General features: G+C 73.4%; 13 protein-coding genes. 5 read left to right on the forward strand and 8 right to left on the reverse strand.

Annotation, left to right across the window (positions count from 1 at the left end):
• Window positions 1–47 precede the first annotated feature (47 nt).
• Entirely contained in the window at window positions 48–1,913 is a 1,866-nt protein-coding gene (locus DER29_RS11475; protein WP_121397335.1) for a S8 family serine peptidase, read from the reverse strand.
• A gap of 217 nt (window positions 1,914–2,130) precedes the next feature.
• Between DER29_RS11475 and DER29_RS11480 the strand changes: the two genes are divergently transcribed.
• Window positions 2,131–2,730 (forward strand): hypothetical protein, encoded by a 600-nt coding sequence (locus tag DER29_RS11480; RefSeq protein WP_121397336.1) that lies wholly within the window; start codon window positions 2,131–2,133, stop codon window positions 2,728–2,730.
• On the opposite strand, the gene DER29_RS11485 is transcribed toward DER29_RS11480, so the two are convergent.
• The 3 genes from DER29_RS11485 to DER29_RS11495 all read right to left on the reverse strand — a co-directional run bounded on the left by DER29_RS11485 (window position 2,698) and on the right by DER29_RS11495 (window position 4,378).
• Window positions 2,698–3,105, reverse strand: coding sequence for a hypothetical protein (locus DER29_RS11485; protein WP_121397337.1), 408 nt, complete (start codon window positions 3,103–3,105; stop codon window positions 2,698–2,700). The two genes, DER29_RS11480 and DER29_RS11485, sit on opposite strands and share 33 nt — an antisense overlap.
• Window positions 3,106–3,305: 200 nt before the next feature.
• The gene (locus DER29_RS11490) at window positions 3,306–3,527 is read right to left on the reverse strand and encodes a DUF397 domain-containing protein (RefSeq protein WP_121397338.1); all 222 of its coding nucleotides are present in this window, start codon (window positions 3,525–3,527) and stop codon (window positions 3,306–3,308) included.
• Window positions 3,497–4,378: a helix-turn-helix transcriptional regulator gene (locus DER29_RS11495; RefSeq protein WP_121399153.1), complete on the reverse strand. Its 882-nt coding sequence runs from the start codon at window positions 4,376–4,378 to the stop codon at window positions 3,497–3,499. The genes DER29_RS11490 and DER29_RS11495 overlap by 31 nt, the downstream gene beginning before the upstream one ends.
• A 626-nt stretch (window positions 4,379–5,004) precedes the next feature.
• On the opposite strand from DER29_RS11495, the gene DER29_RS11500 reads away from it, so the two are divergent.
• Both DER29_RS11500 and DER29_RS11505 read left to right on the forward strand, forming a co-directional pair.
• The gene (locus DER29_RS11500; RefSeq protein ID WP_089002741.1) at window positions 5,005–5,292 is read left to right on the forward strand and encodes a hypothetical protein; all 288 of its coding nucleotides are present in this window, start codon (window positions 5,005–5,007) and stop codon (window positions 5,290–5,292) included.
• A gap of 99 nt (window positions 5,293–5,391) precedes the next feature.
• Window positions 5,392–5,847, forward strand: coding sequence for a hypothetical protein (locus DER29_RS11505; RefSeq protein ID WP_199729227.1), 456 nt, complete (start codon window positions 5,392–5,394; stop codon window positions 5,845–5,847).
• 96 nt (window positions 5,848–5,943) lie between these two features.
• Here DER29_RS11505 and DER29_RS11510 read toward each other — a convergent pair whose 3' ends face one another.
• The gene (locus DER29_RS11510) at window positions 5,944–6,735 is read right to left on the reverse strand and encodes a PASTA domain-containing protein (protein WP_121397339.1); all 792 of its coding nucleotides are present in this window, start codon (window positions 6,733–6,735) and stop codon (window positions 5,944–5,946) included.
• A 260-nt stretch (window positions 6,736–6,995) separates the two neighbouring features.
• Complete coding sequence (locus DER29_RS11515) at window positions 6,996–7,667, reverse strand: PASTA domain-containing protein (protein WP_121397340.1); 672 nt, start codon at window positions 7,665–7,667, stop codon at window positions 6,996–6,998.
• A gap of 124 nt (window positions 7,668–7,791) precedes the next feature.
• Between DER29_RS11515 and DER29_RS35170 the strand changes: the two genes are divergently transcribed.
• Entirely contained in the window at window positions 7,792–9,216 is a 1,425-nt protein-coding gene (locus DER29_RS35170; RefSeq protein WP_233599720.1) for a hypothetical protein, read from the forward strand.
• Between the two features lie 236 nt (window positions 9,217–9,452).
• On the opposite strand, the gene DER29_RS11525 is transcribed toward DER29_RS35170, so the two are convergent.
• Window positions 9,453–10,931 carry a glutamate--cysteine ligase gene (locus tag DER29_RS11525; protein ID WP_121397341.1) on the reverse strand — a complete coding sequence of 493 codons (1,479 nt, stop codon included), beginning with the start codon at window positions 10,929–10,931 and terminating at the stop codon, window positions 9,453–9,455.
• 307 nt (window positions 10,932–11,238) lie between these two features.
• Window positions 11,239–11,820, reverse strand: coding sequence for a YceI family protein (locus tag DER29_RS11530; RefSeq protein WP_121397342.1), 582 nt, complete (start codon window positions 11,818–11,820; stop codon window positions 11,239–11,241).
• A gap of 104 nt (window positions 11,821–11,924) precedes the next feature.
• Between DER29_RS11530 and DER29_RS11535 the strand changes: the two genes are divergently transcribed.
• The gene (locus DER29_RS11535; protein ID WP_121397343.1) at window positions 11,925–12,434 is read left to right on the forward strand and encodes a MarR family winged helix-turn-helix transcriptional regulator; all 510 of its coding nucleotides are present in this window, start codon (window positions 11,925–11,927) and stop codon (window positions 12,432–12,434) included.
• Window positions 12,435–12,677: the final 243 nt, after the last annotated feature.

Here is a 12,677-nt window from a genome sequence, read left to right on the forward strand (position 1 = left end):
CCCTTCCCACGCACGAGGCGGTGGGAAGGGGCCCTCTCGTCACTCCGTCAGAGGGTGAGGGTCCAGGTGTTCAGGTAGCCGGTGTCGCCCGTGTAGACGTCCCGCACCCGCAGCTGCCAGGTGCCGTTCGCCGCCTCGCTCGACAGGTTCGCCGTGTAGGTGGCGTTGATGTTGTCCGCGCCGTCGAAGAAGCTGCTGTTCTTCAGCCGGTAGGACGAGCCGTCCGGGGCGACCAGGTCGATGACGACGTCACCACGGTAGGTGTGCACGATGTTCACCGCGACGGTGGAGGCCGACGAGGCGTTACGGGCGCAGCCGGAGATGACGATCGAGCTGCTGGCCGTGACGCCGGTGTCCGGGATCGCGACGTCGGTGCCGTTGGTGCCGGAGCAGCTGCCGCCACCGGTGCCGGTGACCGTCAGCGAGTAGGTGGCGGTTTTGCTGCCCGAGGCCGCGGTGCCCGTCACGGTCACGGTGTAGGTGCCGGGCGGCGTGCTCGCCGAGGTGCTGATGGTCAGCGTCGAGGAACCGCCCGAGGTGACGGTGGCCGGGCTGAACGAGGCGGTCGCCCCGGACGGCAGCCCGCTGGCCGAGAGGCTCACCGACTGGGCGGAGCCGTTGGTCGTGGCGGTGCCGACCGTGGCGGTCACCGAGCCGCCCGGCGCGGTGGAGCCGGAGGTCGGCGAGACCGAGACCGAGAAGTCGTCGGTCGGCGGCGGGGTGTCGCCGTTGACGACGTAGAGCAGCTTGTTCGGCGAGCCGGTGCCGGGGTTGGTCACCACGTTGCTGGTCGCGTTGTTCACCAGGTAGTCGCGGACCTGCTGCGGCGTCCAGGTCGGGTTGGCGCTGGCCACCAGGGCCGCGGCGCCGACCACGTGCGGCGTCGCCATCGAGGTGCCGCTGATCGTGTTGGTCGAGGTGTCGTTGGTGTGCCACGCCGAGGTGATCGACGAGCCGGGCGCGAAGATGTCCAGGCAGGTGCCGATGTTGGAGAACGAGGACCGGGCGTCGGTGTTGGTCGTCGAGCCGACGGTGATGCCCTCGGCGGTCCGGGCGGGCGAGGTGTTGCAGGCGTTGCCGCCGGAGTCGTTGCCGGCCGCCAGGCCGTAGCTCACGCCGGAGTTGATGGAGTTGCGCACGGCGGTGTCGAGCGAGGCGTTCGCGCCGCCGCCGAGGCTCATGTTGGCCACGGCGGGCTTGACCGCGTTGGCGGTCACCCAGTCGACGCCGCCGATGACGCCGGCGTTCGTGCCGCTGCCCTGGCAGTTCAGCACCCGTACGCCGACCAGCTGGACGCCCTTGGCCACGCCGTACGCCGAACCGCCGACGGTGCCGGCGACGTGCGTGCCGTGCCCGTTGCAGTCGTCGGCCGAGCCGCCGTCGACGGCGTCGTAGCCGGAGACGGCCCGCCCACCGAAGTCGCTGTGGCTGAACCGGATGCCGGTGTCGATGATGTAGGCGTGCACGTTGCTCGCCGTGTTCGGGTACGTGTAGGAGCTGTTCAGCGGCAGGGCACGCTGGTCGATCCGGTCCAGTCCCCAGGAGGGCGGGTTGGTCTGGGTGCCGCTGATGGACACCGTGTGGTTCTGCTCGACGTACGCCACGGCGGGATCCGCGGCGATGCGGGCGGCGGCCCTGGCGTCGACCCGGACCTCGAAGCCGCGCAGGGCGGCGCCGTAGGTGCGGGCGACCGCGCCGCCGTGCCGGCTGACCAGCCGCTGCGCGGTGTCACCGACGCCGCTGCGGGCGACCGAGCTGTCCTTGAAGACGACGATGTAGCTGTCGGCCACGGCCGTGGCGCCGCCCGCGGCGCGGATCGTGCCCACCGGTTCGGCGGCCATGGCGGGCGTGGCGGTGGCCACCATGGCCAGCGCGGCCACCCCGACGAGTACGGACCTGCGTGGAAGACCCATCTTCTACTCCCTCCGACCGGCACCGACCGTCCAACTGTTCGAGACGAGTGAATCGATGAATGCCGATCAAGCTGAGGGTAGGGGGGCGCAATCAGGAATTCAAACATGTCGACTTCCCCATAACACCGGGAAGATGGCCCCTAGGGGAGGCGGCTGCGGGACGAACCGGGGACCTGCCCGGATTCACGATCGTCGAAAGCGGGCAAGGCTGTCCGTCATGGAGATGCACCTGACCGTGCTGCTGTCGCTGGCCGCCGTCTGGCTCGTCGCCGGCTGGCTCGCGGACGGGCTGCCCCGGCTGGACCACGCCCGGGCCCTGCGCCGGCGTACCGGATGGGTACTCGCCCTGACGCTGACCGGCCTGGGCCTGACGGCCGCCGTGCTGGCCGCGGGGCTCTCCAGCGCCGGCGCGGCCCCGGCGGACCGGGCGGCCGCCGGTCTCACCCTCGCCGCCGCCCCCGCGCTCGTGGTCGCGGCCTGCACGGTACGCCGGGTACGCCGGCTGCGGGCGGGCGCGGGCGCCCTCTCGTCGGCCCCGGGCACCCCCGCGCCGCACGGCCTGCGGGCCTCCGCCGCGCACCCGTTGATCGGGCTCCCGGTGCAGGTCACCGGGCTGGCGATCCTGCCCGCGGTGGCTGCGGCGAGCGCCCCGGAACTGCTCTCCGGGCCAGGCGTGGCCGGCCCGGCGGTCACCGTGGGCGTGCTGGGCGTCGCCGCCATCGGCGTACGCCACGCGCTGCGGCACAGCCGGCTCGTCGAGCGGGCCGCACCGGCACGGCCTGCGTCACCGCGAGCGGCCGGGCCCCTGCACGTATAGCAGTTCCAGGATCGCCCGGGTCGCCTCGAACCAGCGGTCGAGCCAGCCGGGCGGCGGGACGCTGCCCTTCGGCGGCAACTCCATCAGCAGCCCGCGCAGCAGCGGGTGGTCGACCAGCGACTCGGTCGGCTCCACCGACCAGTTGCCGGGCGGGAACGACGGCTCGGTCAGCGGGTTGGGGTCCAGCGACGGCAGGGAGAGCGGCGGGCCGGGCTGCTCCGGCGGGGCCGCCGGGCTCTCCCGGCCACCCATCTCGGTGTCGGTCGACACCACCTCCGTGAGGACGGTGTCCCGCCGTGCCCCCCGGTACTTGCCCCCGAACCGTTCCGGCTTACCCGGCCCGTTGGTGAGGTTGTCTGACCCGATCGTCGTCATCCGTCTCGCCCTGCCTCGCTCGGTTGCCGATCCCTGCGGCGGGTTGTCGACCAGCGCCGTACCGAGGGGTACAACGACACGGGACCCGATGTGGCGACGCCGACGGCGGGACGTCTTCGCGGCCGGTACGGACGCGGGCACGGCGATGCCCCCGCCCGGCTTCGTCGCCGGACGGGGGCATCCCGTCACGTCCCGGTCCGTCAGCCCTTGTCGAACACACCGCCCCTGGCGCCGGCGACGAAGGCGTGCCAGCCACCCGGGGCGAAGACCAGGGCCGGGCCCGTCTTGTCCTTCGAGTCCCGCACGCCGACCGCCCCCGTCACGTACGCCACCTCCACGCAGTTGTCACAGTTCGGCCCGCTCTTCGAGCTCTTGAACCACGTCGCCTGCGTCAGGTCCACGGGGAACCCATTGGTCGCCATTTCCACAACGGCTCCTCTGCCAGTTTCGCGATGTGTGCGATGGACTCCTCTGGACGTATGGCCGCCGCTCGGACGTGATCGAAGATGAAGCTGTACTTCTGCAGTTCGTCACTCTTCTCCAGGAAGAGCCCACCCGTGGCATTCTCCGCGTACACGACATCCGGATCACCGGGCTCAGGGAAGCTGAGGATCGTGAAGGTGCCGTCCATGCCGGCGTGCGCCCCCACCGTGAAAGGCAGGATCTGGAGCGTCACGTTCGGCAGTTCCGCCACCTCGACCAGGCGTTTGAGCTGGTCACGCATTACCTCGTCCCCGCCCACCGGACGGCTTACCACCGCCTCATCGAGCACCACCCACAGATCGACCGGATCATCCTGCGTCAACAACGACTGACGGCCCAGACGGACACGCACCCGTTGCCGCACCTGTTCGGGCGTGAAGTCGGGCCGGGCGGCCCGGATCATCGCGCCCGCGTAATCCTCCGTCTCCAGGAGCCCGGGCACCACCTGTTGCTCGTACGCCCGGATCGAGCTGGCCGCCGCCTCCAGCCCGACGTACGCGCCGACCAGCACCGTGCTGTAGGGATGCCACCAGCCCTTCTGCCGCGCCTCCCGGGCGATCTGCACCAGCTCGTCGCTCTCGGCACCCACCACGCCGTAGATCCGCAGCATGTCCCGCACGTCGCGTGGCGTCGCCGTGGTGTGGCCGGTCTCGATGCGCGAGACCTTCGACGCCGAGCACTCCAACTGCTCGGCGACCGCCTCTATGGTGATGCCGGCCGCCTCGCGCTGCCGGCGCAGTTCGGCGCCGAGGCGACGCCGCCGGATGGTGGGGCTGCGCCGCTCGCTCACGACACGACCCCGCCCGTTGGTCGGGACCACCGCCTGTCAGGCCTCATCCGGTCCACCTCCGCCTCGCCGTGCGCCACTGTCGTCACCCGCCAGGGGCGCGACCGTCGTACGGCGGGCGTCGTTCGCGGCGTGGGGTGGTGCCGGTCATCGGCCGGCCGCGACGGGCGAAACCGGCTCCCAGTGTGCCGGGCATACGTGAACGGCTTCAAGCGCTGCTTTGCACGAGCCGCTCACGTATCGGCAAAAGTCGACGTGCAACTTGCATGAAGCACGTCGCTGATGCACTCTGTCCGTATGGCACGGGTTACTCACCGTCTTCGTCCGCTTCCTCGCCGTGGTGACCCCACGGGCTGCGGGACTCGCGGCGGTGGGACCGCCCGACAGTCGACAACCAGACCTGCCCCGGGTTGATGACCTCGCCGCTGCACGCCAGTTGGCTGCGGCGGCGGGAGCGGTACCCGGAGCAGCCGGGTGTTGGTCGGGTGGCGGTTCGCCACCAGCGGGTACGGCCCGACCACCACCGCCCGCACCGCCGGTCCACGAGGCACGACCCCGCCACGGGCCATCGACGTCCCCCGACCCTCACCGCCGGCCCGTCGGCCGGCCGACCCTTCCCAGGAGCCCATGTGCTTCCCCGCTCCGGTGACGTACTGCACGTGACTCGCGCGGCGAGTGTCCAGTTCCTCAGGCCCATCATGTTCCGGGTCATCCGGGTGCTCGACTGGCCGACCTACGACGGCTGGATCTGGCTCGAAGGCTACGAGTTGAACGCATCGGGGGACGCGGTCAGCCGGCGGTCGATCTTCGTCCAGCGGGAGGGGCTGCGCCATCTGCGGTCGGCCCCGGAGCCGCGGCCGCACACCGTGCGCGCGCCGCGCCGGCCCGTCGCCCGCACCCCGGTCCGGGTGGGCTGACCTGCGCGATCGGCAGCCGAGGGGCGTGCCGTCGCCATAGGATGAGGTACGCCCACCCCGGCACGTTCCACCCCGCGCGTCCAGGACCCCGAACCTGGGATGGCCATGGTCAATCAGCCCGCCGCGCGGCGGCACCACCGCTCCCGTATCGCCTACGCCTTCGGACTACTGGCGCTGATCGGCGCCGCCACCACGCTGGTGGTCGTGGTCCGCGATCCCGCCCTCTCGTCCACCACACGGCTGACCACCCCGGTCCCCGCACCGGAGATCACCGTGGTGGACGAGGACCCGCCCGACGGCGACGACGGGCCGGACGCCCTCGACGCCCCGTACGCGCTGACCGGACCGGACGAACCGGACGCGCTCGGCGCCGCCGACGAGTCCGGGCCCGCCGCCGGGGCCGACGTTCCCGCGGCCTCCCCGGGCGGCGCGGCACACGCCGCCCGCCCCGCGCCCGACGACGTCCGCCGTTCCCTCTTCTGGTCCGGCATCTTCGGACTGGCCATCTCGCTGGCCGGGCTCGGCATGGTCGGGACGAGACGACGAATGTGGTGACGCAGGGGCGCAGACGGTGACGCAGGGGCGCAGACGGTGACGCAGGGGCGCAGGTGGTGACGCGGCGGCGTCCCCGCCGGCGGCGCGGTCAGCGGCTCACCGGGTGGCGGTCGGTTCGACCGACGGCGTGACCCCGCCGGTCGGCGAGGCGGCGTCGCGGGCCACCACCAGCGTGACCTCCTCGTCCTCCGGCACCAGCTCCCCCGCCTCCGGCTCGGTGCGGATCACCGTGCCGGCCGGCCGGTCCGACGTCTCGTACTCCACCCGGTGGTCCAGCCCGACGTCGTCCAGGATGGCCTGCGCCGTCTCCAGCGGCAGGTTCACCACCGGCGGCATCGGCAGTTCGGCCGGCACCGAGGGCGTCGGGGACGCCGAGGGCGACGAGCTGGTGGGGGCGGCCGAGGTCGGCGCGGCGGTGGTCGGCGACGCGCGGGTCACCGACGGCGACGGTGCCGGCTCCGGCCCGCTCGGATCGTCGTCCGCCGACCGGAGGGCCAGCCACAGCCCGGCGCCGAGCAGGCCGAGCAGCAGCAGCACGAGCACGCCCCACAGGATCGGCAGCCACCAGCGCCGCCCGTCCTGGTCCTCGGCGTACCACTCGGCCTCCGGTTGGTCGGCCGGCCCGCCGGGGCGCACCTCCGCCCGGCCGGACCACGCCGCCGGCCCGGACCGCTCCGGTGGCCCGGCGGCCGTACGGTCCAGGGGGGCGGTGCCGTCCACGGGCATCGGCCGGGTGGCGTCGCCGGCGCCCGGGGCGCTCGTGTCGGGGCGGGGCAGCGGCTGCGTACGGTCGGGTTCCGGCCCGGCCGAGGGACCGCCAGGCGGCGGCAGCGGGCGGGTCCGGTCGTCGTGTTCCCCGACGGGCGGTTCCTGGCGGTCGTCGCTCATGCCGGCACTCCGCTCCGCTGCGTGCCGACCTGAGACACCACCACACCGTGCCGATGATTCGCTCGCTGACGCTCACTCATGCCGGCACTCCGCTCCGCTGCGTGCCGACCTGAGACACCACCACACTGTGCCGATGATTCGCTCGCTGACGCTCACTCATGGCACGTCCTCTCCCGGCCCGGGCGGGCGTCGCGGGCCCCTGACCGCCAACCTAGCGGTCCCGGAGGCCATCGGCCGGGATCAGCGTGCCGGACGCTCCGTCACGGCGTCGGGGAGGGCGAATCGCCGTCCTCCGGCGCGTCGCCGCACCAGATCGACACCTGGTCGTTCCACCGGCCCGCACCGTCGCCGGCCGGGTCCTGGCGGCTGACCTTGCCGGTCTTGCCCGTCCGGTAATGCGGATAGAAGCCCTCGTCGACGAGCTCGTCCGCCGCGTCGTCGCAGTCGTCGCCCACCACGTCCGGCACGGTGGCGGCCGGCGCCGGACCGCTCACATAGAGCGTCACGGTACGTCCGGGCTGCACCTCGCTACCCACCTCCGGGGAGGTGCGCTCCACGGTCGTTCCCGTGCCCCGACCGAAGACGAGCCGCCAGCCCAGCCGCTTCTCGCGCAGTTCGTCGCGGGCGTCCGTGAACTCCTCGCCGACGACCGGCGGGACCGTCAGCCCGGCGGGGCGGCTCGGGGCGGTCGTCCGGGGAGCCTGTGGGGCGGACCGGCCCGGGGTCGGCCGGGCCGTGCCGGGGGTGCCGGTGGAGGGCAGACTCTCCGCCGCCGCCGTCGGCGGGGCCGGTGGGTCGTCCTCGCCGGCCAGGAGCCAGCCGCCGGTCGCGCCGACGGCAGCGAGCAGCACGACGGCCAGCCCGCCCCTGAGCAGCAACGCCGACCGGTCCGGCCCGGCGTCGTCCCGCGCGCCCGTGTCCCCGTCCGTCATACGCCCACCCCGCCTCGATCACCGGCGACCGTACCCGCTCCCGTCGACGTCGGCGTCGTCGCGGTCACCCGGGCCGGACCGCCACGACTCGCCGCGCCGACCACGGGACGTTACGCTCCCCGGCATGGCCAGACGGGGCTGGGGAGGATCGATCGCGACCGCGGTCGGCGTCGCTGCCGGCGCGGGCGCGGCCCAACTGGGCTTCGGCTACGGGCTGGGCATCATCAACTGGGCACCGGCGGACGCGACCGCCGGCGCGACCGCCTGGGTGGCGGGCCTGATCTGGGCCACCTGGATCGCTGCCACCTCGACGGTCTTCGGCGCGGTCTGCGCGCAGCGGCTGCGCGACCGCGCCCCGGCACCGGACACCGACCCCGCCGACCCGGCTCCGGCCGGACCGGGTGGGGGCGCCCTCGGCTCCGTCGCGCTCGCCGTGGCCGCCGGGGTGGGCGCGCTGATCACCGTGCTGCTGGTGGCCGTACCGGCCCGGGAGGCGGTGACGGTGGCGGACACCGGGTCGCCCCGGAACGTCGCGGCGGCCTACGCGGCGGTCGGCGTGCTGGTCGGGGTGCTGACGGCGGTCTGGGCGCTGCGCTCGCGGGCCGCCGCGAACAACGTGATCGCCACCGTCGGCTGGCTCTGGCTGCTCGCCGTGATCGCCGTCGTGGACGGCGTACTGGCCGGACGCGGCCTCACCAGCGCCCAGCTCGGCATCTGGCAGCTCGGCCCCGACGACGGGCGGTACTGGATCCGCGACTACTTCTACTGGCCGGGTGCGCTGCTGTCCCTCGGTTCCGCACTGGTGATCGGTGCCCTCGCGGCCCGCCGGGACGCCCGGGATCCCGACCACCGGGTCGGGGCGGCCGTTTCGGGTGCGGCCGGGCCGCTGCTCGTCGCGACCGCGTACTTCCTGGCGGTGCCGAGGCTGACCGCGATCAGCCCGGAGCAGGTGTCGGCGCACCTGATCGCGCCGTACGCGGTGATCATCGGGGTCGGCGGCGCCGTCCTGGTCACCGCCCTCGCCCAGCGGGCCGCCCGACGGGCCGCGGCCCGGGGAACGGTGCGGGTGCCCCGCCAACGCACCGGCGAACCCGCCGACCACCCGGGCGATCCCAGTCCGGGGCGACACACCCCTCCGGTCGGCGGCACCGACGGCGACGCCCAGGCGGCGCCCGCCGGCAGCGGCACCCTCATGACGCCGGGCGGTGGCGCACTCCCAGGGCCGGGCGGCAGCTACACCTCCACCGCGCCGGACGGCACCGCGCCGGACGGGGACGCCGTCGCGGCGGGCGGAGGAACGCCCCCGGCTCCCCCCGCCGAGCGCGAGCCTGCGCCGGACCCCGCCGAGCGCGAACCCGCGCCGGTACCCGCCGCCGCGAGGCCCGCGGCCACGTCCGGCACACCGGCCGGGGAGCCGGCCGCCCCGGCCACCGGGGACGGCACGCCGGCGTCGGCGACGACCGGGGAGCCGCCCGTGCCGGCCGCCGACGATCCGGCGGAACCGCAGCCCACCGGCCGCCGACCCCGCTCCGGCCGCCGCACACGCTGAACCCCGCGGTGCCGCCGAGGCGACCCGCCCTGCCGGGGGTCGGCCGCGCCGAACGACGAGGAGTGACGGCGCCGGGGCGCCACCGCTGCGGAGCACCCGGGGTAGGACGGGTGCGACCGGAGCGTCAGGGGCCGGAAGCGCAGGCGGTCGCGTGCCGGGACTCGCGCCGGCCCGGATCGGCGCCACCGCCGCGACGCACCGGGACGCGGGTCAGCTGCGGCGCACCGGGATGCGGGTCAGTCGACGGGCCAGGTGTGCACGGGCTCGTTGCTGCGTTGCAGCTCGGCGTAGCGCTGCACCATGTGGTGCAGGGCGGCGTTCCGGTCCATGCCGCGGTGCCGCTCGGCCGCCCAGACCGCCTCGGTCTGCCAGACCGCGCCGTTGCGGCCCGTACGGCAGCGCTGCTCGATGATGCCGAGCAGCCGGTCGCGTTCGGCCGGGGACACCCCGAACCGGTCGAGCCCGGCGGCCGCCCTGGGCAGCAGGACGTCCAGGACCAGCTTGGTCACCGGCACCTCGCCGAGGCGTGGCCAGTGCAGGACGGCGTCCATGCCGCGCCGGGCGGCGGCGTGGAAGTTCTCCTCGGCGGAGCTGAAGGTGAGCTGGCTCCAGATGGGCCGGTCGGACTCCGCCAGCCCGCGCGCCAGCCCGAAGTAGAAGGCGGCGTTGGCCAGCATGTCGACCACGGTCGGGCCGGCCGGCAGCACCCGGTTCTCGACGCGCAGGTGCGGGCGGCCGTTCATGATGTCGTAGACCGGCCGGTTCCACCGGTAGACGGTGCCGTTGTGCAGGCGTAGCTCGCCCAGCTCCGGTACGCCGCCGCCGTGCAGGACCTCGACCGGGTCCTCGTCCTCGCAGATCGGCAGCAGCGGCGGGAAGTAGCGGACGTTCTCCTCGAAGAGGTCGAAGATCGACGTGATCCAGCGTTCGCCGAACCAGACCCGGGGTCGTACGCCCTGTGCCTTCAGCTCGTCCGGCCGGGTGTCGGTGGCCTGCTCGAACAGTGCGATGCGGGTCTCCGCCCAGAGCTGCCGCCCGTAGAGGAAGGGCGAGTTGGCCCCCACGGCCACCTGCACCCCGGCGATGGCCTGGGAGGCGTTCCAGTAGTCGGCGAAGCTGTCCGGTGCGACCTGGAGGTGGAACTGGAGGCTGGTGCAGGCGGCCTCGGGGGCGATCGAGTCGGTGTGGGTCTGGAGGCGTTCGACGCCTCGGATGTCGAGCTCGATGTCCTCGCCCCGGGCGCCGACGATCTGGTCGTTGAGCACCCGGTACCGCTCGTCGGTGGAGAGGTTGTCCTCGACCAGGTGCCGCTCGGTGAGGGTGGGCAGGATGCCGACCAGGACGATCTTCGCGTCCGACTTGGCGGCCCGCTCGTCGGCGCGGGAGAGGCTGCCGCGCAGGTCCTGCTCGTAGTCGGCGAACCCGCTGCCCTCGATCAGCCGGGGCGGCGCGTTCAGCTCAAGGTTGAACTGGCCCAGCTCGGTCTGGAAGAGCGGGTCGGCGATGTCGGCGAGGATCTGGTCGTTGCGCATCGCCGGCTCGGCCGCCGAGTCGACCAGGTTCAGCTCGATCTCCAGCCCGGTCATCGGCCGGTCGGCGTCGAAGCCGAAGTCGTCCAGCATCAGGGCGAAGACGTCCAGGCACCGCCGGACCTTCTGTCGGTAGCGGACCCGGTCCTCCCGGGAGAAGGCGCCCTGCTCGACGTCCCTGCCCATGTTTCCTCCCGGCGCGAGGCGCAGTCGGACCGTGCCGGCCCGGTGAGCGCGTGGTGAACCCTCCACGTTAGGAGTGTCGGCATCGTCGGGACCAGAGGAGGTCGCGGCGATCCCACGGCCGGGACGACCGTACTCCGGTCGGCGGACGCGCTCCCGGCGGCATTTCTACCCAGCCGGTGCCGCCCGGCACCGGATCGAACCGCGAATGAGTCGTGACAAATCGCACCCGGGTCGGCGGCCCTCACCCTGCGTACGCGCGTCGGGCCCGCGCCGTGACGCGGCGCGGGCCCGGAAGCGGTACGGCGGATCAGGCCTGGCGGACGGCCTCGCCCTCGATCTCGATCTTGATCTTCTTGCCGACCAGCACGCCCCCGGTCTCCAGGGCGACGTTCCAGGTCAGGCCGAAGTCCTCGCGGTCGATCTCGGTGGACGCGGAGAAGCCGAAGATGTCCTGCCCGAACGGGCTGCGGCCGACGCCCTCGAACTCCACCTCCAGGTCGACCGGGCGGGTGACGCCCTTGATGGTCAGCTCGCCGGAGAGGACGAACTCGTTGCCGTCGCGGGACTTCACGGCCGTGCTGCGGAACTCCAGGGTCGGGAAGGCCTCGGCGTCGAGGAACTCGGGGCTGCGCAGGTGCGCGTCCCGGTCGGCCTGGTTGGTGTTGATGGTGGCCGCCTGGATGGTGGCGCTGACCGTGGACCGCATCGGGTCCTCGGCGACGGTGATGGTGGCGCTCGCGTCGGCGAACTCACCGCGTACCTTGCTGACCATCATGTGCCGGGCGACGAAGCCCACGCGCTTGTGCGCCGCGTCCAGCAGGTAGGTGCCGGCGGTCGGGATCGTGAGGCCGTCCCAGTCGCGGGTGACCGGTGCGGTGCTGCTGGTCATGAAGCTGCCCTCCGTGGGGAAAAGTTGTTTAGTAGCCCAACGACTGCCGCAGCAACTATAGGCATAGCAATATTCCTCGTGTCAAGTACTGCTAGGATGGACGCGTGGACCAGAACGTGTTCGACGACCCCCGGATCACCGCCGTCGGCCTGCTCGTCGAGGCACACGCCGGGCTCTCGGCCCGGTTCGCTTCCCAGTTCGAGGAGCACGGCCTCTCACCGGTCGAGTTCGAGGTGCTGACCAGACTCGCCCGCTCACCCGGCAACCAGTTGCGGATGACCGACCTCGCCGCCCAGACCTCGCTCTCGACGAGCGGCGTCACCCGCGTGGTGGACCGGATGGAACGCGACGGGCTGCTCGCCCGCCGCGCCTGTCCCTCCGACCGGCGCAGTTCGTTCGCCGTGGTCACCGCCTCCGGCCTGCAACGCCTCGACGAGACCCTGCCCGGGCACCTGCGGATCATCGAGCAGTGGTTCACCGGCCAACTCGACCCGGAGGCCCTGGCCGCCCTGCTCGACGGGCTGCGCCGGGTCCGGGACGCGGTGCACCCCGGCGCCACCGCCGGAAGCACCGGGTCCGCCGCCGACTGCGACGGAACGGTCCCGCCCTCCTGACCCGTCCCCGGGCCCGCCCGGCACCGGCAGAAAGAGCGGCAGAACTGCCGTACCCACGGGACGATAGACGTTCAAACCGGACGGAGCCGCGTGCGGGCGGTGGCTAGTCTTCGGGCAGTGGGGACGCACCGGGGGGTGACGGCGCGGGCGACGAGCGAGGGGTAGCAAGAGGGGCTTCGTCGCCTGCGTCCCCCCGGTCGCTCCGCGGAACGCCCGCCACGTCACGCCCCGACGCCGGCACGG

Source organism: Micromonospora sp. M71_S20 (assembly GCF_003664255.1).
Taxonomy (GTDB): Bacteria; Actinomycetota; Actinomycetes; order Mycobacteriales; family Micromonosporaceae; genus Micromonospora.